General features: G+C 61.0%; 22 protein-coding genes. 13 read left to right on the top strand and 9 right to left on the bottom strand.

The window, feature by feature from the left end:
- Positions 1-94: 94 nt before the first annotated feature.
- Positions 95-1,234 carry a glycoside hydrolase family 130 protein gene (locus tag WKV53_RS17235; protein WP_341406018.1) on the bottom strand — a complete coding sequence of 380 codons (1,140 nt, stop codon included), beginning with the start codon at positions 1,232-1,234 and terminating at the stop codon, positions 95-97.
- Positions 1,235-1,440: 206 nt separating this feature from the next.
- Here WKV53_RS17235 and WKV53_RS17240 point away from each other — a divergent pair, with 206 nt between their 5' ends.
- Positions 1,441-1,776 (top strand): WYL domain-containing protein, encoded by a 336-nt coding sequence (locus WKV53_RS17240; RefSeq protein WP_341406019.1) that lies wholly within the window; start codon positions 1,441-1,443, stop codon positions 1,774-1,776.
- A 4-nt stretch (positions 1,777-1,780) separates the two neighbouring features.
- On the opposite strand, the gene WKV53_RS17245 is transcribed toward WKV53_RS17240, so the two are convergent.
- Genes WKV53_RS17245 through WKV53_RS17255 form a run of 3 tightly spaced genes read right to left on the bottom strand, consistent with a single transcriptional unit; the run spans position 1,781 to position 10,738 of the window.
- Positions 1,781-2,281, bottom strand: coding sequence for a cupin domain-containing protein (locus WKV53_RS17245; RefSeq protein ID WP_341406020.1), 501 nt, complete (start codon positions 2,279-2,281; stop codon positions 1,781-1,783).
- 10 nt (positions 2,282-2,291) lie between these two features.
- Positions 2,292-4,463, bottom strand: coding sequence for a response regulator (locus WKV53_RS17250; RefSeq protein ID WP_341406021.1), 2,172 nt, complete (start codon positions 4,461-4,463; stop codon positions 2,292-2,294).
- A complete protein-coding gene (locus WKV53_RS17255; RefSeq protein ID WP_341406022.1) occupies positions 4,460-10,738 on the bottom strand; it encodes a HAMP domain-containing protein in 6,279 nt (2,092 codons plus the stop codon). Before WKV53_RS17255 ends, WKV53_RS17250 begins: the two co-directional genes overlap by 4 nt.
- Positions 10,739-10,982: 244 nt before the next feature.
- Here WKV53_RS17255 and WKV53_RS17260 point away from each other — a divergent pair, with 244 nt between their 5' ends.
- The 3 genes from WKV53_RS17260 to WKV53_RS17270 all read left to right on the top strand — a co-directional run bounded on the left by WKV53_RS17260 (position 10,983) and on the right by WKV53_RS17270 (position 11,812).
- A complete protein-coding gene (locus WKV53_RS17260) occupies positions 10,983-11,246 on the top strand; it encodes a histidine kinase dimerization/phospho-acceptor domain-containing protein (RefSeq protein WP_341406023.1) in 264 nt (87 codons plus the stop codon).
- A 177-nt stretch (positions 11,247-11,423) separates the two neighbouring features.
- Positions 11,424-11,621: a hypothetical protein gene (locus tag WKV53_RS17265; protein WP_341406024.1), complete on the top strand. Its 198-nt coding sequence runs from the start codon at positions 11,424-11,426 to the stop codon at positions 11,619-11,621.
- A 20-nt stretch (positions 11,622-11,641) separates the two neighbouring features.
- A complete protein-coding gene (locus WKV53_RS17270; protein WP_341406025.1) occupies positions 11,642-11,812 on the top strand; it encodes a hypothetical protein in 171 nt (56 codons plus the stop codon).
- Positions 11,813-11,873: 61 nt separating this feature from the next.
- Here WKV53_RS17270 and WKV53_RS17275 read toward each other — a convergent pair whose 3' ends face one another.
- Positions 11,874-13,589: a GAF domain-containing protein gene (locus WKV53_RS17275; protein ID WP_341406026.1), complete on the bottom strand. Its 1,716-nt coding sequence runs from the start codon at positions 13,587-13,589 to the stop codon at positions 11,874-11,876.
- A 117-nt stretch (positions 13,590-13,706) separates the two neighbouring features.
- On the opposite strand from WKV53_RS17275, the gene WKV53_RS17280 reads away from it, so the two are divergent.
- Positions 13,707-14,384, top strand: a complete 678-nt coding sequence (locus WKV53_RS17280; protein ID WP_341406027.1) for a hypothetical protein — start codon at positions 13,707-13,709, stop codon at positions 14,382-14,384.
- A 10-nt stretch (positions 14,385-14,394) separates the two neighbouring features.
- On the opposite strand, the gene WKV53_RS17285 is transcribed toward WKV53_RS17280, so the two are convergent.
- Both WKV53_RS17285 and WKV53_RS17290 read right to left on the bottom strand, forming a co-directional pair.
- Complete coding sequence (locus WKV53_RS17285; protein ID WP_341406028.1) at positions 14,395-14,523, bottom strand: hypothetical protein; 129 nt, start codon at positions 14,521-14,523, stop codon at positions 14,395-14,397.
- A gap of 243 nt (positions 14,524-14,766) precedes the next feature.
- Entirely contained in the window at positions 14,767-14,955 is a 189-nt protein-coding gene (locus WKV53_RS17290) for a hypothetical protein (protein ID WP_341406029.1), read from the bottom strand.
- Positions 14,956-15,034: 79 nt separating this feature from the next.
- Between WKV53_RS17290 and WKV53_RS17295 the strand changes: the two genes are divergently transcribed.
- From WKV53_RS17295 to WKV53_RS17310, 4 genes are all read left to right on the top strand, one after another.
- Entirely contained in the window at positions 15,035-15,541 is a 507-nt protein-coding gene (locus WKV53_RS17295) for a pyridoxamine 5'-phosphate oxidase family protein (protein WP_341406030.1), read from the top strand.
- A gap of 113 nt (positions 15,542-15,654) precedes the next feature.
- Positions 15,655-16,533 (top strand): sensor histidine kinase, encoded by an 879-nt coding sequence (locus WKV53_RS17300; protein WP_341406031.1) that lies wholly within the window; start codon positions 15,655-15,657, stop codon positions 16,531-16,533.
- Positions 16,530-17,159 (top strand): response regulator, encoded by a 630-nt coding sequence (locus tag WKV53_RS17305; protein WP_341406032.1) that lies wholly within the window; start codon positions 16,530-16,532, stop codon positions 17,157-17,159. The genes WKV53_RS17300 and WKV53_RS17305 overlap by 4 nt, the downstream gene beginning before the upstream one ends.
- Before the next feature lie 170 nt (positions 17,160-17,329).
- Positions 17,330-17,851 (top strand): fibronectin type III domain-containing protein, encoded by a 522-nt coding sequence (locus WKV53_RS17310; RefSeq protein WP_341406033.1) that lies wholly within the window; start codon positions 17,330-17,332, stop codon positions 17,849-17,851.
- Positions 17,852-17,922: 71 nt separating this feature from the next.
- Here WKV53_RS17310 and WKV53_RS17315 read toward each other — a convergent pair whose 3' ends face one another.
- The gene (locus tag WKV53_RS17315) at positions 17,923-18,423 is read right to left on the bottom strand and encodes a ferritin-like domain-containing protein (RefSeq protein WP_341406034.1); all 501 of its coding nucleotides are present in this window, start codon (positions 18,421-18,423) and stop codon (positions 17,923-17,925) included.
- 186 nt (positions 18,424-18,609) lie between these two features.
- Positions 18,610-19,077 carry a hypothetical protein gene (locus tag WKV53_RS17320; RefSeq protein ID WP_341406035.1) on the bottom strand — a complete coding sequence of 156 codons (468 nt, stop codon included), beginning with the start codon at positions 19,075-19,077 and terminating at the stop codon, positions 18,610-18,612.
- Between the two features lie 262 nt (positions 19,078-19,339).
- Between WKV53_RS17320 and WKV53_RS17325 the strand changes: the two genes are divergently transcribed.
- The 4 genes from WKV53_RS17325 (at position 19,340) to WKV53_RS17340 (ending at position 24,374) form a co-directional block, all read left to right on the top strand.
- Entirely contained in the window at positions 19,340-19,996 is a 657-nt protein-coding gene (locus tag WKV53_RS17325; protein WP_341406036.1) for a response regulator, read from the top strand.
- 152 nt (positions 19,997-20,148) lie between these two features.
- Entirely contained in the window at positions 20,149-20,637 is a 489-nt protein-coding gene (locus WKV53_RS17330) for a glycine zipper domain-containing protein (RefSeq protein ID WP_341406037.1), read from the top strand.
- 30 nt (positions 20,638-20,667) lie between these two features.
- Positions 20,668-22,920, top strand: coding sequence for a glycosyltransferase family 4 protein (locus WKV53_RS17335; protein ID WP_341406038.1), 2,253 nt, complete (start codon positions 20,668-20,670; stop codon positions 22,918-22,920).
- Positions 22,917-24,374: a glycoside hydrolase family 130 protein gene (locus WKV53_RS17340; protein ID WP_341406039.1), complete on the top strand. Its 1,458-nt coding sequence runs from the start codon at positions 22,917-22,919 to the stop codon at positions 24,372-24,374. Before WKV53_RS17335 ends, WKV53_RS17340 begins: the two co-directional genes overlap by 4 nt.
- The last annotated feature ends 35 nt before the right edge of the window (positions 24,375-24,409 follow it).

The following is a 24,409-nucleotide window of genomic DNA, read 5'->3' on the forward strand; positions in this document are numbered from 1 at the left end:
TGCCGCGCAAGACTCCGGCGGCGGCGCTGGGATGAGCGTGAGCGTCCTGCAATGCCAGATCTCAGAATGCAGAGCGACCATCCGCGAGAGGCGGTCAGATGAGGTTCGCTTCGAGCCCGAGGTCCCGCTTCGGGATCCGCGTGATGCGGCAGGCCAGGTCGTCTTCCCCGGACGCCACGATGAAGTGGTCTCCGCCATCCACCAGGCCGGTAGTGAAGACGACATTTTCCAGGTAGCGGAGGTCACGAAGATGCGAGGTGAGATCCGGCCGGGACTCTAACAGAGGACGTTCATCGTGAACGGAGAGAACGCGTGCGGGATCATCGGCACCAAGGAAGGCGTGGAACGTGCGATAAGTGCCGACGACGGTGCCGGGCTGTACGCCGTGATAAAGCATGAGCCAACCGCGAGAAGTGAGGATCGGCGCTGTGCCGCCTCCGATGCGCATGACAGAGCTGGAGCCGCGGCGTGGGCGAATGAGGGGAGTATCGGCAGGCTTCCAATGGAGGGCATCCGGTGAGGAGGCGAGATTGATGGAGGGGCCAGCTTCGAACTCGCTAGAGGGCGGATAGGCGAAGTAAAGATCCCCGGTGGGTCGAGTGAGTGCATGAAACTTTCCGCCGGGCTTCCCTTCGAAGATCAGCATGTCCTTGTTCTGGTGATCCAAGACGATTCCCTGTAGCTCATAGTTCAGGCCGTCCCGAGAGGTGTAGAGCGTCGTGCATTGGCGTTCGGCGCTGACGGAGCAAGTGGTCATGTACCAGGTGTTCTCCACCTTTGAGATGCGGGCGTCTTCGACGCCGTATTCCTGGAAGCTGGCGGCGGGACCGATGGACTTGTCGTAGTGGATGCCGACGATTTCGAGACTGTCGGGATGGAGCTCCACCGGAAGCAGCCATGAGAGCGAGGTGAGGGCCATGACCTTCGACGAATGGCTGCGGATGCGGAACTTTCGTGGATCGGAGGCGTCGACCAGCGCGAGCTCGTGGGGATCGGTGAGATAGCCGCGTTGAGGGTCCCAGCGAATCGCGTGGATCTCATTTCCGGTCACCGGTTCCTTCAGGGCTTCGGCGATGCGGACCATCATCAGCAGGTTTCCGTTCGGGAGTCGGGTGAAGCCGGGATTGAAGGCGCCGAGAACATAGGTTTCGCTGTCGATGCCTGCGCGCAGTGGTGAGCAACTCAGGTCGACATCAAGCGGAGAGAAGACGATGGCGTCGGGATCCCAAGTCATGGCGATAGGGGCTTTGCGTGAGGCGTGCCAAGCATGCGGCCGGTAGGTAGACGGCACATTGCAGATTGCGGCTCAGGGGAGCGCCTTGCAGTGTAAAAGAGGCGATCCCTCACGGAAAACCGGGGTTTTTATCAGGTCCGAGCAGGGCACACAATCTGCGAGATTCGTCTGGCCCCGGTTTCCTTTCCAGCCGGGCGATACAAGCCATGGACATTCCCCACTATTCAACCCAACCCGATTCAGAAGAGATCCGCAGGGCGATCCGCGAACATCGTCTCGTGGAGTTCTATTACATTGGCGAACTCCTCACCGTGGAGCCTTACATCCATGGGATGGGGAAGCGATACCAAGCTCCGGTTCTCTTGGCGTGGGACGCCACGAATGGGTGGAAGGAATACAGCTGCATGCGGATCCGCCGCCTGCAAGTGCTCGATGATCGCTATGAAAAGTCCCGCGAGGACTACGATCCTAAGGACCCGCGGATCAAGAAGGTGGACGTGGCTGCCAAGGTGATCGGAAGGCGCGCTGCGGCGGTGCAGTAACGGCTCAGGTTCGCCAGTAATCGAAGAGAGGACCGCCTGCACCGTGCACGGGGTCTGCGTCTGGCAAGGGCACGGAAGCGATGCGTTCGCGATCCGAAGCGCTGCTGGAGGACTTCATCAAGTCCGGGTGTTCGCCCCTGGGGTAAGCACCGACGACCATGAAATTCCCGGAGGCTTCAAGGCATTTGTGGCCGACTCCCGCAGGGATCACGATGACATCGCCGGGACGCACGATGAACTCTTCACCATGCTCTCCGCCGAGCATCAGCCTCGCTTGGCCGATGACCACGCCGAGCACCTCGTGATTGGTGGTGTGGAAGTGGTGGTAGGCATACACTCCCCAGCGCCAGGCCGAGGTCCATCCGTGAGAGGCGAAGCGCTCCTCGAACCAGCCGGCGGGATCGTCTTTCGCGACGACGCCGGATCCACGCATCAGAACCAGGGGGAGCGTGGGATTGTTCGGCGTTTCGCCGTCGTCTGCGAAGAGGCGGGTTTCGATCTGCATGGAGTGGGGGCTATACAGTTGCGGCCTCCGGCTTGCCAGCCGACTTGCCGCATTCCTGAAGCACTTCTTCCAAGCGTCCGACGTCCACGGGTTTCACGAGGTGGTGGCGGAAGCCGAGGGAACGGCTTCGTTCGAAATCCTTTTCCATGCCCAAGCCGCTGAGGGCAATCCCGATCGTATTGTTGCGAGCCGCCACGACCTTCATCACTTCGCCGGGGCTGCCGTCGGGAAGACCAAGGTCGCTGAGCAGCAAATCGAAGTCCTCGCGTGCGGCGATCTCTAGGGCGGATGAGACGTTGAGCGCAGAGGACACGATATAGCCGCGGAGTTCCAGCAACATGGTCAGAGCCTCATTGGTGTCGGCGTGATCTTCCAAGAGTAGCACGCGGAGCTTCTTGCCCTGTTCGATCGTGGCCGGCCGGCGTTCCGGGGCAGGTACCGGCACTTCGTGGGCAAGCGGAAGTGACACCGTGACCGTGGCACCGTGGCCATGCCCGCGGCTTTCCACGCTGATATGACCGGAGTGGAGTTCGACCAATGCCTTGGTAATGGCAAGTCCGAGGCCGAGGCCTCCCTGCACACCACGCTCGGCCTGCTCGAATGGATGAAAGACCCGGGAGAGAAGGGCGGGCTCGATGCCGACGCCGGTATCGCGGACGGTGATCGTGATGGAGTCCCCGTCCGAGGCGGAGGTGCTCACTTGGATGGAGCCCTTTGAAGTGAACTTCACCGCGTTTTTCACGATGTTCCAGAAGACCTGCTGAAGGCGTGCCGGGTCGGCATTCACGTGGGCATCCTCGGCGGAAAGGTCCAAGCGAAGTTGGAGCTGCTTTGCAGCGATGTCCGGCTGGCAGATCTCCAAGGCGTTTTTCAGCAGTTCGTGGATATCCACCACCGTGGGTTCCAGGTGGAACTTGCCGCTGCCGACACGGGTAAGGTCTAACAGGTCGTCGATCAGCCGGGCCTCAAGCTCGACATTGCGGCGGATGACATCGAGCGAATGATGGAGCTCCCGAGGCATCCGCTCGTCCCCGGAAAGATTGAAGAGGTGGGTGATGACAGGAGTCAGCGGCGTGCGCAGCTCATGGCTGAGCATCGCGAGGAAGCGATCCTTCGCGCGGTTGGCGGTTTCGGCTTCTTCCCTTGCGCGGTTGGCGCGGCGGTAGAGTTCCACGTTGTCGAGAGCGAGGGCGGACCGGTGGGCAAGTTCGTCGGCAAGCCAGAGATCATCGTCGTCGAACTCATCCTGTGGATCGGTCCTTACCATGGTGATCGAGCCAATGACCCGGCCGCGAGCAGTAAGTGGCACGGCGGCGAAGGCGGCGGGTTTCAGGAGCCGGAGCACCGGCCGGTCTGCTTCCGGAGCGATTTCGTCGAGGATGCTGTCATCGACCCGGTTTCTCACGAAGGGAGTGCCGGTCTGGAAGACACGAAGAGCGCCGTGAGAAGTCTCTCCTGATTCGGGGTAGCGGATTTGCCTCAGAACTGCCTCCTGGCGCGGATCGCGATGGGCGACGGCGACCTGGTGGAGATGGCCGGCGTCGTCGAGACGGTCGATGATGCAGAACTCGGCGAGCCGAGGTACGATCAAGCGGGCTAGATTGGAGAAGGTCTGCTCATAGTCGAGCGAGCCGGCGAGAACATTGCTGGCGTCCGCGAGGAAGGCCATGCGTTCCTTTTCCTCTTCTGCCCGGGCGCGTGCCGCCTGCTCCTGGAGAAGCTGGGAGTGTTCTTCCGCCTGACGCTTCACCTGCTCGGTCTTGAGGTGGAGGTCCACGAAGACCGCCACCTTGGCGCGGAGGATTTCGGGAATGACCGGGCTAAGGATGTAGTCGACGGCACCGAGCGAATAGCCGCGGGAAACGTGGTTCTCCGTGTCATTGATGGCGCTGATGAAGATGATGGGAGTGGTTTCGGAGCGTCTGCGTTTGCGGATTAGCGCAGCCGTTTCGAAGCCGTCCAACCCCGGCATGTTCACATCCAGCAGAATGACCGCGAAGTCCTGCAAGAGCAGTTGGCGCAGGGCCTCATCGCCCGAACGCACCTTCACCAGATTCTGGTGAAGCCCTTCAAGGGTCGCTTCCAGCGCAAGCAGCTTGTCCGGCCGGTCATCGACAAGAAGGATGCTTGCAGTCTGGGAGGTCTCCTGCATGGGGCGGTCGTTGCGGACGAAGTGGGTCATCGGTACAGCCAGGTGCGGAGCATGGTGAGCAGGCGGTCGGTGTCGACCGGCTTGGAAATGTAGTCGGAGGCGCCGGCATCGATGCATTTCTCGCGGTCGCCCTTCATCGCCTTGGCTGTCAGCGCGATGATCGGCAGCTCCTGGAAGCCATACATGCCACGGATCGCCTTCATCACCTCGTAGCCGTCCATCTCCGGCATCATGATGTCCATGAGCACGATGTCGAAGATGGTGCCGCTTTTGAGAAGTTGCAGAGCTGTTTCGCCCTGCTCGGCGGACATCACGTCCATGTGGTGGCGTTCGAGGAGGCTGGTCATCGCGAAGATATTGCGCACATCGTCATCCACGATCAGCACTCGCTTGCCGGCGAGCAGGGTATTCGGATCATTGAGGCGCTGGATGGTCTCGCGGCCGGGCTGGGGGAGTTCGGAGACCTTGCGGTGAAGCCACAGGGCGACCTGATCGTAGAGCCGCTCGGGACTGCGCACGTCCTTGACGATGACGGTCTGGGTCAGGCGATTGAGCTGTGCTTCCTCGTCTGTGGAGAGGTTCTTGCCGGTGTAGACAATGATGGGCATCTGGGGGAAGTCCCCGCGAATGTGCTCGATGACTTCAAAGCCCGAGGTTCCCGGCAGCATGAGGTCCACGATGACGCAATCGCATGCCGTGCTTTCCAGAATCTTGAAGGCTTCGTCGGCGTTGCCGGCGGTGATGAGGTTCGGGGTATCTGAAAGCAACTCGCCCACGCTGTTGCGTTGGGTTTCGTCGTCCTCGACCAACAGCACCGTGCCGCCCGGCTCGTCTCGCATCTGACGCATCCGCTCGAAAACGCTGTCCACCGATTCCGGATCGAGGGGCTTGCCGAGGAAGCGGATCGCGCCGTTTTTCAGGGCATTCTCCGGTTCGGAGTCTGCGGAGACCATAAAGACCGGGATGTGCCTCGTGGAGAGATCGGACTTGAGGCGGCTCAGGACCTTCCAGCCGTCCAGATCCGGCAAGCTGACATCGAGCGTGATGCCTTCGGGCTGGAACTCGCGGGCCATGGTCAGGGCTGCGTAGCCGCGCATGGCGACCACACCCTTGAATCCTTTGGCTCGTGCCCTGGCCAAAAGCATCCCGGCCGTGTCGCGATTGTCTTCCACGATCAATGTCACGTGATCGAGGGGCGAGATATTGGAGCGGTCGTCGGCAATGACGTCCTGGGTGAAGTCCATCTCCTCAATTTCAATCCCGGCGTCGGTGGTCTCGATGTATTCGCGTTCCGTTGCCGGTGCCTGCAGCGGCAGGAACAAGGTGAAGGTGCTGCCCACTCCTTCCTCGCTCTGCACGCTGATCTCGCCGCCGAGCAGGCGGGCCAACTCGCGGCTGATGGCAAGGCCGAGGCCGGTGCCACCGTAACGCCGGCTGGTGCTGCCGTCGGCCTGCTGGAAGGCCTCGAAGATGACCATCTGCTTTTCCGGCGGGATGCCGATGCCGGTATCTTCAACGCTGAAGGCGAGGACTTTTCCAGCGCCGCTTAGCACGGAGTTGCCGCGCAGGCGTTGGCCCTCGACTGCCTGGACCCTCACGGTGACCTTGCCGTCGGCGGTGAATTTCAATGCGTTCGAGACGAGGTTCTTCAATACTTGGTCGAGGCGTTGCTCATCGGTGAGGATTCGCGATGGCAGATCGGCAGCGAGTTCGAAGGCGAAGTTGATGCCCTTGTCCTGTGCCACGTGGCGGAAGGTGCGCTCGACATTGTCCATCAGGTCAGCAATGCGGACCTCTGTCACGGAGACGGTGAAGTTGCCGGACTCGATCTTCGACAGGTCGAGGATGTCATTGATCAAGCGCAACAGATCACGGCCGGATCCGTGGATGGTGCGGGCGAACTCGACCTGCTTGGTTGTGAGGTTGCCTTCGTAGTTCGAGCCAAGCTGGTCGGCGAGGATGAGCAGGCTGTTGAGCGGCGTGCGGAGCTCGTGCGACATGTTCGCGAGGAACTCGGATTTGTATTTCGAAGTGAGGGCAAGCTGCTGGGCCTTGCCTTCCAGCGCGGTGCGCGCTTGCTCCACCTCGCTGTTCTTCCGCTCCACTTCCTCGTTTTGCTCGGCGAGCTGGGCCGCCTTGTCGCCGAGTTCCTTGTTGGTTTTTTCCAGCTCGTCCTGGCGATTCTGGAGTTCGCTCGCGAGTGACTGGGACTGTTTGAGAAGATCCTCCGTGAGGGTGTTCGCCTTGATGGTGTTCAAGACGATGCCGATCGATTCTGCGAGCTGAACGAGGAAGGTCTCGTGGGTCGGATTGAAGCCTTGGAAGGATGCGAGTTCGATGACCGCCTTGACCTTGCCTTCAAAGAGGATGGGCAGGACGATGATGCTGGTTGGCACCGCTTTGCCGAGGCCGGAGCTGATCTGGATGTAGTCGCTGGGAACGTTGGTGAGCAGGATTGGCTGTCTTTCCAAGGCGCACTGGCCGACCAGCCCCTCGCCGAGTCGGTAGCGATTGCTGAGATGTTTGCGCTCGGTGAAGGCGTAGCTGGCGAGCAAGCGGAGCTCGGGCTCCGGTGCATCGCTGTCCATGATGTAGAAGATTCCGGTCTGCGCAGAGACCACTGGCGCAAGCTCGGAAAGGATCAGCTTGCCGACGGTGAGCAGGTCCTTCTGGCCCTGCAGCATGCGGGTGAATTTCGCGAGGTTCGTCTTCAACCAGTCCTGCTCCTCATTGCGCGAGGTGGTGTCGCGCAGGTTGCGGATCATCTCGTTGATGTTGTCCTTCACGAAGGCAACCTCACCGCGGGCGGAGACCTGAATGCTCTGGGTGAGGTCGCCCTTGGTCACGGCGGTGGCCACGTCGGCGATCGCGCGGAGCTGGGTGGTGAGATTGGCAGCGAGCTGGTTCACGTTGTCGGTGAGGTCGAGCCACGTGCCGGAGGCGCCGGGCACGTGGGCCTGACCACCGAGCTGTCCTTCGACACCCACCTCGCGCGCCACCCCGGTCACCTGTTCGGCGAAGGTGGCGAGCGTGTCGGTCATGCTATTGATGGTGTCGGCGAGCTCGGCGACTTCGCCTTTCGCTTCCACCATCAGCTTCTGGTTGAGGTCGCCTTTGGCGACTGCGGTCACGACCTTGGCAATGCCTCGCACCTGGTTGGTGAGGTTGCCCGCCATGGAATTCACGGAGTCGGTGAGGTCCTTCCACGTGCCGGCGACGCCTTTCACTTCGGCTTGGCCACCGAGCGATCCTTCCGTGCCCACTTCGCGGGCCACGCGGGTCACTTCCGAGGCGAAGGAGTTGAGCTGGTCCACCATGGTATTCACGGTGTTCTTCAGCTCGAGGATCTCGCCTTTGACATCGACCGTGATCTTGCGGGAAAGGTCGCCATTCGCCACCGCGGTGGTGACCGCGGCGATGTTACGCACCTGGGTCGTGAGGTTGGATGCCATGAAGTTCACCGAGTCGGTGAGGTCCTTCCACGTGCCCGAGACGCCTTCGACGCGTGCCTGGCCACCGAGCGATCCTTCCGAGCCCACCTCGCGGGCCACGCGGGTCACTTCCGAAGCGAAGGAGCGGAGCTGGTCCACCATGACGTTGATGGTGTCCTTCAGTTCGAGAATTTCTCCGCGGACATCAACGGTGATCTTCTTCGATAGATTGCCGGCGGCGACCGCCTTGGTCACGTCGGCGATGTTGCGGACCTGGTCGGTGAGGTTGCCGGCCATGAGGTTCACCGAGTCGGTGAGGTCCTTCCACGTGCCGGCCACGCCGGAGACCTTTGCCTGGCCGCCGAGCTTGCCTTCGGAGCCCACTTCACGGGCCACGCGAGTCACTTCCGCCGCGAACGATCCGAGCTGGTCCACCATCGTGTTAATGGTGTTCTTCAGTTCCAGGATTTCACCCTTCACATCCACGGTGATCTTCTTGGAAAGGTCACCTCGTGCCACGGCGGTGGTGACGTCGGCGATGTTTCGGACCTGATTGGTCAGGTTGCCCGCCATGGAGTTCACCGAATCGGTGAGGTCCTTCCAAGTGCCGGCGACGCCTTTCACATCCGCCTGACCGCCGAGCTTTCCTTCCGTGCCCACTTCGCGGGCCACGCGGGTCACTTCCGAGGCGAAAGAGTTGAGCTGGTCCACCATGGTGTTGACCGTGTCCTTCAGCTGGAGAATTTCTCCACGCACCGCCACGGTAACCTTTCGGGAGAGGTCGCCATTCGCCACCGCGGTGGTCACGTCGGCGATGTTACGGACCTGGTCGGTGAGGTTGCCGGCCATTGAGTTCACCGAGTCGGTGAGGTCTTTCCACGTGCCTGCGACGCCCTTCACGTCTGCCTGGCCGCCGAGCTTTCCTTCGGTGCCCACTTCGCGGGCCACGCGGGTCACTTCCGAGGCAAATGAACCGAGCTGGTCCACCATGGTGTTGATGGTGTTCTTCAGCTCCAGGATCTCGCCTTTCACATCCACCGTGATCTTCTTGCCGAGGTCTCCATTGGCCACAGCGGTGGTCACCTCGGCGATATTGCGCACCTGATTGGTCAGGTTGCCGGCCATCGAGTTCACAGAATCGGTGAGGTCCTTCCAGGTGCCGGCCACGCCGCGCACCTCGGCCTGGCCGCCGAGCTTTCCTTCGGTGCCCACCTCGCGGGCCACGCGGGTGACCTGATCGGCGAAGGAGCTGAGCTGGTCCACCATCGTATTGATGGTGTTTTTCATCTCAAGGATCTCGCCCTTCACATCCACCGTGATCTTGCGGGAAAGGTCACCGTTCGCGATGGCAGTCGTCACGTCGGCGATGTTGCGGACCTGGTCGGTGAGGTTGCCGGCCATCATGTTCACGTTGTCGGTGAGGTCCTTCCACGTGCCGGCGACGCCGGTCACCTCGGCCTGGCCGCCGAGCTTTCCTTCGGTGCCCACCTCGCGGGCCACGCGAGTCACTTCCGAGGCGAAGGACCGGAGCTGGCCGACCATGGTGTTGATGGTGTCTTTCAGCTCCAGGATTTCGCCCTTCACATCCACCGTGATGGTTTTGGAAAGGTCGCCGTTCGCTACCGCGGTGGTGACCTCGGCGATGTTACGCACCTGGGCGGTGAGGTTGCCGGCCATCGAGTTCACGGAATCGGTGAGGTCCTTCCAGGTCCCGGCGACGCCGGACACGTTTGCCTGGCCGCCGAGCTTTCCTTCCGAGCCCACTTCGCGGGCCACGCGGGTCACTTCCGAGGCAAAGGAACTGAGCTGGTCCACCATCGTATTGATCGTGTTTTTCAGCTCGAGGATCTCGCCTTTGACATCGACGGTGATTTTTTTGGAGAGGTCGCCATTCGCCACGGCAGTGGTAACCGCAGCGATGTTGCGAACCTGGGTGGTGAGGTTCGACGCCATGAAGTTCACGGAGTCGGTGAGGTCCTTCCACGTGCCCGAGACGCCTTCCACTCGCGCCTGACCACCGAGCGATCCTTCCGAGCCCACCTCGCGGGCCACGCGGGTCACTTCCGAGGCGAAGGAGCGGAGCTGGCCCACCATGGTGTTGACCGTGTCCTTCAGTTCCAAGAACTCGCCTTTGACATCGACGGTGATCTTCTTGGTGAGGTCGCCATTCGCCACCGCGGTGGTGACGGTGGCGATGTTTCGGACCTGAGCGGTGAGGTTACCGGCCATCAGGTTCACGTTGTCGGTAAGATCCTTCCACGTGCCGGCGACGCCCTTCACCTTCGCTTGGCCGCCGAGCTTTCCTTCGGTGCCCACTTCGCGGGCGACGCGGGTCACTTCCGAGGCGAAACCACCGAGCTGCTCCACCATCGTGTTCACCGTGCGAGCGGTGCGCAGGAATTCCCCCTTCAGTTGGCGGCCCTCGATGTCCGTGGACATCGTTTGCGAAAGATCGCCCTTCGCCACGGCGCCGATCACGCGCGCCATGTCGCTCGTCGGCTGAACAAGATTTTCCACCAGGCTATTCACCGAGCCGATCGCCTCGCTCCAGGAGCCCTGCATGTCGCCGAGGATCGCGCGTTGGCCGATGCGCCCTTCAACACCGACGACGTCCCGGATCCTCGCAAGCTCTCCGGCAAGCTCTTGGTTCCGACGAATGACATCATTGAACGAGTCCGCCACCTTGCCTGCGATGCCGATCCAGTCGTCGGGCAGCCGGGCGGAGAAATCGCCACGCTTGAAGGCATTGAGCGCAAATAGAAGTTCCTTGAGTTGGTGGGGGCTGTCCTCGCCATTCACGGTTGCCGTGGCGGCATCGGCGACGGGATATTCGGCAGTGTGGGTGGACGATGGGGAGGAGCGGGGCTTTTTCATGGGCATGGGCGCAGAAATCGAAGGGAAAGGCGAAGCGAACCGAAGCTCTTCGCAGGAGGCGTTCCCATCGCCCATGCCTCCGGCCTTGCTTGATTGCCAAGCATTGCCTCCGCTCTAGCAGATGAGAAATCCTGAGCAAAATGTGCAAACCGCACTGGCGGTGCGCATTTCGCACGGTTCCGCGCTGCCTCTTTGCACGCAGTTTCTCTTGAAATGAACGGATCTTCGACGACATCAGCGGTTGGTGAGCCAGCCCTCCGATACCGATCCAGTTACCATACCGTGGGAGAAGATTGTCCGGCAGGCCGTGCATGACATGCGAACGCCCCTGTCGTCGATGCTCACCACGGTGGCGGTACTTCGCCAACTTCAGGGAAACGCGGCGGCCCCGCCACAGTGGGAGCGGATGATTGATTTGTTAGAGCGCCAGGTGCAGACGCTTTCAGCGCAATTGGTCCAGCTTCACGAGTCTCCTGAAAGCTACCTCAAGGTGGAGGAGAGCGCGTAGAAGGAGGAGAGGGGGAGAGGAAATTGCAGGAGTCCCCTGCGGGCCTGTGCAAGTTGCGCGGGTTGAGGGAGCAGGGTATGAGCGCCTCATTCGAGAGGTTCTTGTAACTCTCTTAGAAAGAGGCGGGGGAATGGTGTGCGTGAGACGGGGCACCGCGCCTGCTCCTGGAGAGCCACCATGAGAATCATGCTCTATATCCTCGGCTCCCTGATTCTGTTGGGAGCGCTCTGTTACGCCGCCACCCTGATCGGAATTCCTTCCGTGTGGGTCGGTGTGATGGGAGCGGTTATCCTCGCTCTTGGCATCATGGGTGCCGCCCGCACGGGCGTATCCCGTTCCGGCGGCGGAGGAACAGTCATCAACAAAGTCGATTGAACGCCAACCCTGAAACCACCATGAAAACCATACTCAAACTCGCCTGCCTGTCTCTTGCAGCTCTCGCCTTCGGCAACTGCACCTATGTGCAACCGACCAGTGGCGAAAGCTCGTCGTCGACGACTACGACCACCGAACGCGATGGTTGGGGAAACACCGTGACAACGGAGGAGTCCACCACCTATCGCTGAGCTTATCGGCGTGAACCGGCGTTCCGCAGTTTGCTGCGGTGCGCCGTTTTTTTGGGGCTCGCTACCCGACGTGAGGGACACAGGCCTGAATGCGGGTGCCGTGGTTCGGACTGGCGTCGATGACCAAGGTGCCACCGACGATGTCCAGGCGCTCCTGCATGCCCAACAATCCCAACCTCCGTTTGACAGTGGCTGGGTCGAATCCAACGCCGTTGTCCCGGATCGAGACGCAGACCGACCTTCCGACTTCCAATTCCACGGAGACGTGAGTCGCGTGGGCGTGCCTCGCGACATTTGTGAGAGCCTCCTGAGTGACCCGGTAGAGAGCGATGACTTGTTCAGGATGCATGTCCCGTGTCTCCCGATCCGTGGCATGGAAGTCGACGGGGGTGCTGGTTTTTTCGCTCCACTGGTGGACATAGTTCTCAAGGGCGACTTCGAGACCCAGTTCGTCCAGTTCGGCCGGGCGAAGTTCCCACGATTGGCGGTGAGTGGCCCTGATTAATCCATCCACGACCTTTCGGAACTCTTCGAGGTCGTTGCTGGCTTCCTTGTTGCCGGCTTGCAAGAGCTTCCGCTGGAAGCCCTCCACATGCATCAGGACGGCCACCATGTGCTGTCCCAGATTGTCATGAAGCTCGCGGGCGACCCGAGTACGTTCCGCCTCTTGCAAATGGACGATGCGTTGGAGGAGCTCGCGTCGCTCACGTTCAATTTTCTTTCGCTCGTCGACTTCGTCTTGGACCCGCTTCAGCGCCGAGGCCAATTCCAGCGTCCGTTCCTTGACCCTCGACTCGAGGGCATCGCGGGCATGGCGGAGTTCCTCTTCTGTATGAACGCGGTGGGTGACATCATTGAAGAGCACTGCGACGTGATGCAGTTCCGGCTCATCCACCCGGGATGCATACACGTCGTACCAGCGCTGCAGTTGCTGCGCCCGTGCCACAAAGCGCTCGGGTTCTCCGGTCTTTACGATACGGCCGTAAGTTTCAAACCAATGGGGTTCGTGATCTGTGGTGATCTCCCGCATGGTTCGTCCCACGGCATCATTAATGCCGGTGAGTCGAACGAACGAAGGGTTTACCTGAAGGAACCGATAGTCGATAGGATGGCCGGCTTCGTTGAAGATCACTTCGATCGTGCAGAAGCCTTCGTCGATGGAATCGAACAAGGTCCGGTAGCGCCGCTCTGAAGTTTGTAGTGCTTCTTCGGACGACCGGCGCTCGATGAGATCAGCCGCTTGTCTTGCCAGCAGATCAAGGAACCGAAGTTCACGGTCGGCGGGCCGGTGATGCTTGGTCCAATGGGTGGTGATCATGCCGATCAAGTTGCCGGCCCGGCTGACAAGCGGCGTTGATTGTGCCGACCTGAAGCCCGCTTCAAGGAGCAGCTTGAGTGCGGGATTGGGTTCGCCGGGTCCATCGAAGTCGACGAACGCACGCTTGTTCGAGGTCAGGGCGAGGCCACAGGAGGTTGGCGAATTGGCATCCACTCGCCGGAAACGGATCACGAGGGCTTCATCGAAGCCTTTGGCGGAAAGCACGGAGAGGCCGCCACTCCTGGGGTCGAGAATCTGCACCACTCCGGCGGCTGCGCGGGTGAGCGTGATTGCAGCCGCCAGGATCTCCTGATAGATCGCGTCAATGTTGTCCTCATCCACGAGACGGGCACCCAGTTCCTGCAGCAGGCGGGTATCCTCGAGATCGGCCGCGATCGACCGTCGCGACGTGACGAGGGCCGATGGGGTCAGCTCAGGTGATTTCGGGGCGCTGGACATGGCTCGGAGCAGTGGAATGGTCCCCTCGGCCGCGCTGGAAGGCGAGGTCGCGGCTTTTCCCACGACAAGGAGATCGCGCCTTCCCGGCCCCGAATCAAGAATCAATCGGGCTGAAGCATGATGAAGGAACTGTCAGGCGACCTTTGGGTCATGCGCTACCCGCTGAAGATTCTCGGCACTTCACACGGACGCACGGTGACCGTGATCCGCCTCTCTTCCGGCAAGCTGGTGATCCACTCGATGGCGCCATTTTCCCCTGACGATCTGGATGCGATCCGCCGGGTGGGTGAGCCGGGATGGCTGGTGGAGGCGATGCTCCTTCACGATACGTTTGCAAAAAGCGGACGGGAGCTCTTTCCCCAGCTGCCTTTTTTGGGTCCGCCGGGTTTTGACAAGGTGGTGGGTTTCCATACCTCGTCCCTTCTGCCGACTCCGCCGGAGTGGGACCAAGAGCTGAAGGTGATCCGGCTCAAAGGCGCGCCGAAGCTGGAGGAACACGCCTTCCTCCACGTGCCTTCCCGCACGCTCATTGTGGCGGACCTTGTCTTCAATTTTCCGCCGGACGAGGGGCCATGGAACCACCTCTTCCACCGGCATGTCGCGGGCTTAAAGCGATATCCCGGCATGAGCCGCATCTTCCGCTGGTGCATCGCGCACCAAGCGGCATTCCGGGAATCCGTCGCCGAACTGATGAGCTGGGACTTCGATCGCATCATTCCGGGGCATGGATGTGTGATCGAAACGGAGGGCAAGGCCAAGCTCGCGCGCGCGCTTGGCGATGCCGGGCTCGTGTGAAGTTCCAGGATCAGGTGCAGCCGCGCATCAGGAAGAGGATGAGCAGGATCGGGATCGGAATGCCGACCAACCAGAGGAAGATCCAGCCGAGCTTGCCCGGGGCTGTGTTCAGCCGCGCTTTGGGTCGATGGGTTTTCATACCCGTTCTTCCTCGCACTCCCCGTGCCGGATTCATGGAGTCGGAGCGCTGATCTAACAATTCGAATGCGCCTCTTGCAAAAGGGATGAAGCAGCCGAGACTGTTAGCCATTGGGCGGGATTTCCCCTCCTCGAAACAACGAGCGTTCCCATGGCCGATTCGCCGGGGAACGCTTCTTCTTTTTCCAGTGTCCTTTAAAGCCGTTGCAACGCGCAAACGTGAGAGGGCAAACGGCAGAGGCGCTCAATCAGGTTTGTGCGGACGGCCCTTTTGCCCGGCCTTGGCATCCGGCGAGCCTACGGTCTGATCGCTGCCCGGCGGTGGAATGGCGACGTCCTTTTCGGCGGGAAATGCGTCGGTCGCCGGGTCGGGAAGCGGCTGCCGGTTGGCGGCCTTCTTTTTCCCTGCGGTAAATCGTGGTTTTTCTGCCATCTTTCACAGTCGCCGCGTTCGGATGGCAACGCAACGAAATGAAGCCGGGCGGCGGCACGAGGTCTGCAAAAGCAAAGCCATGTCTACCATCGAAGACCTTGATGCCTCGCGCGCGGTTGCAAAGATGCGCGAGATCATCCTTGCGGCTCCCACCTGCTTCTTTGCATCGGGGCTCGGGCAGGTGCCATTTCACCTGTGCCCGATGTATGCCCAAGACGTGGATCGGGAAGGTTGCATCTGGTTCTTCAGCGGGGCTGACAGCGTTCACAATGAGCTTCTCGAAAAGGATGCACGGGTAGAGCTGATGTTTTCCAATGACAGCAAGCACGAGTATCTGGCGGTCTACGGTCGCGCGGAGATCAGCCGTGACATCGACAAGGTCGACGATCTGTGGGGGGCGATGGTCAAGGCGTGGTTTCCCGGCGGGAAGGATGATCCCAACCTCACCTTGATCCGGGTGGCGCCGGAGAAGGTTCACTATTGGGACACTCGTGAGAACAAGCTGGTGGCACTCGGCAAGATCCTACTCAGCGCGGTGACGGGGCGTGCCCTGGAGGCCGGGGTGGAAGGCGACCTGCGTCCGTGAGCTTTTCCCGCAGGCCGTCGATGTTAGTATCAGGGATGATGTCGACAAGGAGTGAGGCGCAGGTGGAGGCCCGGTGGCCGGATGTGATGCCCCGGCCTGAGCTCAGGATCACGGTGGGATACCTATTGGCTGCCGGATTGTGGGTAGTGCTGTCGGATCAGGTGGTCCGCGTGGTCCTGCCGAATTCCTCTGCTTCCGTGCAGACGCTGAAGGGGCTGAATTTCGTCCTGACCACATCGCTGCTGCTGTTCTTTGTGCTGCGCCGCGCGTATCGCGGATGGCGGAGCGCGGAACGTCTCAACCGGGAACTCATCATGGAGATGAGCGATGGCTTCCGTCTGCTCTCCGCTCGTTCAGAGCGGTTGCGCGAGGAGGAGCGAACGCGGCTTTCCCGCGAGTTGCATGACCAGTTCGGCCAGGCGCTCACCAGTTTGACCATGGAACTTCGCTGGGTGGAGGGGCGCTTGGAGCGAATGGAGGATCAAAATGTGAATCCACTGATCGACCGTCTGGTCGAGGCTGAGGAACAGGTGGCGCAATTGCTCACGGGAGTGCAGTCGATCGCCGCGGACTTGCGGCCCGATGCTCTCGACCGGCTGGGTCTCCAGGAGGCGCTGATGCAGGAAGCGGGTCGCTTTCAGGAGCGGACCGGGATCGAAGTGACGGTGAATGCCGGGGAATTGCCTGGCGACATCCCGCCGGCGGTCGCCACCGCGGCGTACCGGATTTTCCAGGAAGCCATGACGAATGTGGTCCGCCACGCCGGTGCCGCGCACGTGGCCGTGCGGTGCACGGCTGACGGCTCTGCGCTCAGGCTGACGGTGGCTGACGATGGAAAGGGGATGCCGGCCGAAGCGGAGCGGGGGAGGCAGGCGATCGGCCTGCTCGGCATGCGTGAACGGACGGAATTGTGCGGCGGCAGTTTTCGTGTTTGTTCTTCTGAAGGAGAAGGCACCGAAGTTTCCGCCATGATGCCATGGAAACAGGCATGAACATCCTGATCACCGACGACCATGAACTGGTTCGTCGCGGCCTGCGCGGGCTCTTGCTCGACGAGTTTCCGACGGCGCGGATCGTCGAAGCGGGATCGGCCCGTGAGGCGCTTGAGATCGCCGAGCGAATGGACTGCCATCTTGCCCTGGTCGACATCAACCTCCCGGGACGGGACGGTCTCGAACTTTTGCGCGACCTGAAGCGCCTGTATCCCTCGCTGCCGGTGCTGATGGTGAGCGCGCACACCGAGGAGGAGTTCGCGATCCGCGCGCTGAAGCTGGGCGCGGCCGGCTATGTTTCGAAACAGAGTGCCGCCGATGTTCTGGTAGCGGCGGTAAGGAAAGTGCTGGCCGGTGGCCGGCACATCAGTTCGGTGGTGGCCGAGCGACTGGCACGGGCTGCGGCGGAGGGCTGGGCGGGGGAACCTCATGAGACGCTATCTCATCGGGAACTTCAGGTTCTGAAGAAGATCGCGGACGGGCGTTCGATCAAGGAGATCGCCTCCGAATTGGCCCTGAGCGAGAAAACCATTGCCACCTATCGCAGCCGGATTTCGGAGAAGCTCCAGCTTTCGAGCAACGTCGAGATCACCCGTTACGCGCTGCTGCATCATTTGGCCGGTTAGGTTCTTGTCGGTAAAATTACCGACAAACGAATCAGCAAGACCACCACTGTTGGGTACGCAGTCTCTCGGCATGGTTCGACATGCCTTTTATCAGAACCCAAATTCTCACTTGGCTTGGACGTTTACCTTTCCTTGCCATCGCAGCATCTCCGTTCGTGGCATCGGCCGCGGTGATCCCTTCCAACGGAGTTTCCCTGGAGTGGAACGCCAATCCCGAGTCCGATGTGGTCGGCTACAAGGTCTACTTCGGCACCACGAGCCAGAACTACACCGCGGTGATTGATGTGGTGGGTGCCACGAAAACCCAACTGCCTGCGGTCAGCCTCGGTTCGACCTACTACCTTGCAGTGAGCGCCTACAACGCGAAGGGCGATGAGAGCCCTCGCTCGGCGGAACTGAAGGTCACGGCGGACGTGCCGGCACCCGCTGCGAACACTTCCATGAGTTTCAGTGCGCCCGGCCAAGCGCAATTGCAGTGGCGCTACCCGAAGGCGAATGTCCCGGTCGCAGACAAGTTCACCATTTACGCTAGCGAAGATCTCAAGACGTGGTCCTCAGCGGGCACCGTGGCGGCTTCAGCTTCGTCGAGTTCCGATGCGAACTGGACCTACTTCAAGTTCCCCTACTCGGCAGACAAGAAACGAATGTTTTTCAGGGTGGGTGCCTCGAACGCCTTCGGGGAATACCAGTAACGGCTAGCAAGGTAGTGTGTGCCCCCGGAGATCGCGGCAACCCGATCTCCGGGGGATACCTGCGGCAGCAGTCAAACGGCGGCCTTGTTCACGCCAGCGGCAAAGAGCCCGCCGGTAGCGATCTTGGTGAGCTTCTTGTCGGCCGCGCCTTCTTCCTCGATCGATTGGTCGAGCAAGTCCACGTCCTCACTGAAGCCGAGCACCTCGGCGAAGGCCTTCGCAGCGCCGTAGCCGGCGATTTCATAGTGTTCCACGCGGTTGCCGCAGGCGATGATGGCGGCATCCCGCACCTCGCCGGGATCCACCGAGAGGGCGTGGCTGGAGGCTTCCTTGACGAGGCCGCGCATCGCTTCGCAGGTGGTTCCCTCGGGAGCGATGTCATGGCGGCTGCAGATGCTGGCGAGCCGCTCGCGTTGTTTGCGGGTTTCGGCGAGGTGGCCGGTGAGAGCCTTCTTCAGGTCGTCGTTGCTGGCAGCATTGCAGAGCCCGGGCAGGGCGTCGATCAGTTGGGTCTCCGCGCTGTAGAGGTCGCGGATTTGATCATAGTACAGGTCTTCAAGATTGCTGATCATGGTCGTGTCTGGTTCGGGTTGAGGGCGGCTCCTGCCGTCCGTGCCAGCGGTCTCGCAACCCGCGTGCCGCATGGCGGCGATTGGGGAATACGCCATGGTGGCCAGATTGCCTTTCCCCGGTGGTTGCAGCGTGCGTTTCGGGCTCGCGAAATGCACAGCCCAAGCTGATGGCTTAGGCTGTTAGAATCAGCCGGCGATCGTTTCCAAATCGAGGCGACTTTCTTCGGGCGTCCTGCAGCATGGAAAGCTGTCGGACATCCGGGACAAAAGCAGATCGATCCGCTCGGCGTGAAGGGGATGTCCCAGGCGGTGCGCCAGTTCGCGGGCGATGCGGTATCCATTGATGAGGTGGTGATGCACGCGCGCGCACATTCCCAAGGCAAGGACCCGCCGCTCGGTATTTCCGCGGGCGTGGCGCACTTCCGCCAACTCTCCGTCCCCAAGAGTGGACGCAGCCGTGGCCGGTGGGACAGAAGTCAGCAGCAACCGCAGGCAATCCTCACGGTGCCGCGAGTCGCTTTCAATTCCTCCCAAGTAGCTCTGCAGCGATGGAAGGAAGAGCTGGAGCTCGTTCAGCAAGGACAGAAACTGGGTCTCGGTGGCTTGAAGCGCGGCGAGTTGCAGCCCGTAGTGGGGATGTAGGGGGTGTTTCATTACCAAAGGGTCGAGCCCCTCTCTTGCAAGCTTCATGCCGCTTGCACGGAACGCAAGAGCCCTTGTGTTTCCTTAAATAGCGGCTCACTGCCCGGCCGCCTGTCGGTGTCCACATCCCTCAATTGCACGATGCGGATTGCAGCGGGCAATGCGGTCCGCGCCGTAGGTAAAGAAGGTGGCGCACGCCCTGCAAGTCGTGCAGAATGGGAATATCCGAAACGGATTTGACCGGCTCGGAGGTTCCCCATAAACCCTTCCCAGAATGCATAGGATTTTCGTCGTCGATGATCACCCCATGTTGCGGGGAGGATTGCGGCACTCGATCGGTGCGGAAGCCGAGTGGACGGTGTGTGGAGAAGCAGCCAATGCGGCGGATGCCCTCGCCTCGATCCCGCATGTTCAGCCCGATTTGGTGATCATGGACATCACGCTGCCCGACAAGAGCGGCTTGGAGCTGATCAAGGATCTGCAGGCGCTTTGTCCGCAGATCCCGGTGCTGGTGTTTTCAATGCACGACGAAATGCTCTACGCCGAGCGCGTGATCCGGGCGGGCGGCCGGGGATACCTGATGAAGGGATCGTCCACGGATCAATTTCTCAAGGCGATGACGGAAGTGCTGCGTGGCTCGCTGTTTCTCAGCGAGCGCGTTGCCGGACAGATCCTCAATCGTCTTGGCCGTGGGAATTCCCGCTCGGGCCTTTCCAGTCTCACGGATCGCGAATTGGAAGTCTTCGAGCTGATTGGCCGGGGCGTGCCCATTCCCCAGATTGGAGAAACCCTTCATATCAGCCCAAGAACGGTGGATGCCCATAGAACGAACATTCGCTTGAAGCTGGGCCTTCCCGACGCGGCAGCGGTGATGCGTGAAGCGGTTGTTTGGGTGGAGATGGGGGGAGCGGCGAAACGGGTGGTGTCCTAGGAATTTTTGGCGACGCGATATGCAAGGGTGTTGCGGTCTTTTGCACCCGAGCATGAGGGGGCGATGCGGCGGCTGGGGAGTAAAACGTCCGTAGTTCAAGGTGTTAGGCAACGGGCCTCCCCGCGGCACGTGACACGCTGGGAAGCGGGTCCATGAATGCGGACCAGAAGTTGGATAAGGAGAAGCAGGAGGAAGATGGACTAAGAGCAGATCCCGAGGGCAAGGACTTCGGAACGACCTTTGGCGCGGCACACGGTGCGATTGCCGGAGGGGTGATCGGTTCACTGGTGGGACCCGGTGGAACAGTCGTTGGAGCCATGATCGGCGCCGGAGCGGGAGCAGCCATCGGCCACGTGGTGGGAGCTGGAGCGAACAATGACGAGAGCTATTGGAGGAAGAATCTGGAGCACCAGCCTTTCTACGACCGCACCTACAACTACGAGGACTTTGCAACCGCATTGCGGCTCGGAGCAGAGGGTTGGCGCGCTTCAGAGGGGAGGAGCTTTGAGGAAAGCGAGGACCACTTGCGCGAGCGGTGGGAGCAGACGAGGGGTATCTCTCGTCTGAAATGGGAGCAGGCCAAGCTGGCGGCTCGCGCCGCTTGGGAGCAGACCGGACGTGAACAAACTTCCAACGATTGATCCACCCGGAGTTTTACCGCTTCCCCGCCCATGAAGACACTTTCTCGAATCGCATTTCTCGGTGGTTACGTTCCCCGCAAGTGCGGCATCGCCACTTTCACCCACGATCTTTTCAGTGCAGTCAATGCCGGCTCCCCTGGATCCGAGGCATGGGTGGCTGCCGTGACCGATCAAGCCGATGGCTACAACTATCCGCCGGAGGTTCGTCTGAAGTTGGATGAGGGAGACCCTGATTCCTACCGACGCGTCGCCCGTCATCTGAATTTCAGCCGTCCAGACGTGCTCTGCGTCCAGCATGAGTTCGGCATCTATGGCGGTCCCGCGGGCAGCCATTTGCTGGCCTTGTTGAAGGAGGTCAACGCACCGGTGGTAACCACGCTTCACACGATTCTGGCAAAGCCGGACATCGACCAGCGCCGGGTCATGGACGAACTCATACGCCGCAGCTCTCGACTGGTGGTGATGGCCGGCCGTGGGGCTAAGATCCTCCAAGAGGTCTACGGAGTGGATTCGCAAAAGATCGATGTCATTCCGCACGGCATCCCGGATGTGCCCTTCGGAGGCGGCAAAGAGGCGAAGAAGGAGCTGGGCTACGAGGGGAATCGCCTGCTGCTTACCTTCGGTCTGCTCGGTCCTGGGAAGGGAATCGAACACGCGATTCGCGCCATGCCCGCCATCGTCGAGCAGGAACCCAATGCCGTCTATGTGATCCTCGGCGCGACCCATCCTCATCTGGTGGCGCGGGAAGGTGAGCGATACCGGCTCGGTCTGGAGGCCTTGGCAGAGGAATGCGGAGTCTCCGACCACGTAATCTTTGATAATCGCTTCGTCTCTCCGGAAGACCTCGATCGATTCATGGCCGCGGCGGACATTTACCTCACTCCGTATCCGAATGAGGCTCAGATCACCTCGGGCACGCTGGCGCGGGCGTTTGGTGCCGGCAAGGCAGTGGTATCCACGCCTTACTGGCATGCCCAGGAATTGTTGGCCGACGGAGCAGGAGTGCTAGTGCCGGCGGGTGATGCGGACGCGATTTCCCGCGAAGTCTGCCAACTCATGGGAGACCCGGAACGGATGGAAGCCATGTGTCGCAAGGCTCATCAAGACGGAAGGGCGATGATCTGGCCCGCGGTGGCCGAGCGCTATCTAGAGTCATTCGCGAAAGCGGAGTCAAAGGTCGCTCCCGCGGTGGGATATTCCTCTCGCATGCCCTTGCCGCCGGTGGTGCGGCTCGAGCATGTGGAGCGGATGAGCGACGGGACCGGCATCTTCCAACACGCGACCTACAATGTGCCGAATTTTCACGAGGGTTATTGTACGGACGACAATGCCCGGTCCTTCCTGCTTTGCCTGCAACTCGACAGCCATGGCGTTCCCGCACCGGAGAACGTGGAGCGGTTGGCGACGACTTACCTCGCCTTCCTTGCCGCTGCCTTCAATCCGGCCAATGGCCGATTCCGGAACTTCATGACCCATGGAAGGGCATGGTTGGAAGAGACCGGCAGCGAGGATAGCCATGGTCGCGCCCTGTGGGCACTCGGTACCGGATGTAGTCGCACACGGAATGACGGGCATCGCATGCTATGCATGCACGTTTTCCAACAGGCGATCGGTGCGGTGGAGGGCTTCACCTCGCCGCGTGCCTGGTCCTTCGCGATGCTCGGCATCCACGAGTATCTGAAGGCGTTTCCGGGCGACCTGGGGCTGCATCGTTTGCTCCAGTCGTTAGGGCAGCGGCTGATGGTGCTGTGGAAGAGAAGTTCCCGCCGCGACTGGCGTTGGTTCGAGGACATCCTCTCCTACGACAATGCCCGCATCGCGCAGGCTCTCATCGCGAGCGGCAGCCGCATGCCGGGGAGCGAAAGCCTGAAGGTGGGGCTGGAATCGCTGGCGTGGCTGGCGGAGATCCAGACTGCGAGTGCGGGGCATTTCCGCCCGATCGGAAGCGATGGCTTCTATCCGCGGAAAGGCGAACGGGCCGAATATGACCAGCAGCCCGTAGAGGCGCAGGCGATGGTGTCCGCCTGCCTCGAAGCCTGGCGGGTAACGTCCCGTCCGATGTGGCTCAAGGAAGCAAGACGCGCTTTCGATTGGTTTCTCGGAGGCAATGATCTCGGACTGCCTTTGTTTGATGCCGCCACCGGCGGTTGTTGCGATGGACTCCAGCCCACCCGCCTGAATGCGAACCAAGGGGCCGAGTCCTCACTGGCCTTTTCGCTTTCCCTGGCGGAAATGCTGGCGGCTGAAGCCAGCTCGGCGGAGACTGTGAAACAAATCGCATGAAGAAAGTGAAGTGCCAGCGTCATGAAGCGACCCTTTTGCCAGAGAGCAACCGGGTGATCGTACGGCCTTTCATTCCGTCGGACGGACAAAAGGTGACGACCATCATTGCCCGGGCGCTAGCCCTTACCGAGGAGGAGGTGGAACAGGAGCTGGCGGGCGTGAAGGAGGAGTTCCAAGGGCGTCACTTCGACATCGACTCGGTGCTGCAAGCCCATTTCGAGAAGGTCTCGCCAAAGCTCTTTACCCAGCGGCCGCTATCGCGTTCGAGGCAGTTGTTGATCGGGGCACTGTTCTCCGGGGAGTATGCCTTGGAGTCGGCGGCGCTCTTCAATCCCTCGATTGTTCCTCATCCCGACCAGGAGGGTGTTCCCGAGGGAGCGCTGCGCTTCATCATGAGCCTGCGGGCCACGGGTGAAGGGCACATTTCCTCGATTGAATTCCGTAGCGGCCTGATCCTGGCGGATGGAGGCATTCATCTGGACCCGGTGTCGCGATTCGTAACGGTGCCGGAGGTGCTGACAAATCCAACCTATCGGAAGGAGAGCTTTGTCATGAAGCTCCACGAGATGGGCTTCGACAACGAGTGGACGCCGGGAGTGATGGAGGAATTGGGAGAAGAGTTCAGCCGCGAGGACTTGAGGAAGAGCGTCCGCCTCATGAGGTCGCGTAACCGGAACGGGTCCCGCGATCTTTCCCGCACGCTGGAATGCATCCAGTGGCTTGCGGATTCGAACTACGAGCTGCGCTTCTCAGAGAAGCTGGCGGTGAGCGAGCGCATCATCTTCCCGGTCTCGGCGAATGAAAGCAACGGCATTGAGGATGCACGGTTCGTCCGCTTCACCTGCGATGACGGTTCCTTCATCTATTACGCGACCTATACCGCCTACAATGGCCGGGCGATCCTGCCGCAGCTCATCGAGACGAAGGACTTCCTTCACTTCCGCATTCTAACATTGAACGGGTCGGCGGTTCAGAACAAGGGAATGGCGCTCTTTCCCAGACGCATCGATGGCCAGTACGCCATGCTGTCGCGACAGGACGACGAGAACCTGCTGATCATGTTCTCGCCGGATCCTCACTTTTGGAACGATCCGCAGGTATTGCTCCGCCCTGCCGAAATGTGGGAGGGCGTGAAGATCGGAAACTGTGGCTCACCGATCGAGACCGAGGAAGGCTGGCTGGTCATCACCCACGGCGTGGGACCGATGCGGAAATACTGCATCGGTGCGGCTTTGTTAGATTTGAACGATCCGACGAAGGTTCTCGGCCGTCTCAAGCGGCCGCTTCTTTCGCCGGAAGGAAACGAACGCGAGGGCTATGTGCCGAACGTGGTCTATAGCTGCGGAGCGCTCATCCATGGCCGGCGCCTGGTGCTGCCCTACGCGATGAGTGACAAGGCGTCGGCGATCGCGACGGTGGATCTCGATGAACTTCTGGCAGCTCTGAAAGAGTGAACGTAGGCTGACTGCAAGACGATGGTCCAGCCACG

Origin of the sequence: Luteolibacter sp. Y139 (assembly GCF_038066715.1) — a bacterium.
In the GTDB taxonomy this organism is placed as follows: domain Bacteria; phylum Verrucomicrobiota; class Verrucomicrobiia; order Verrucomicrobiales; family Akkermansiaceae; genus Haloferula; species Haloferula soli.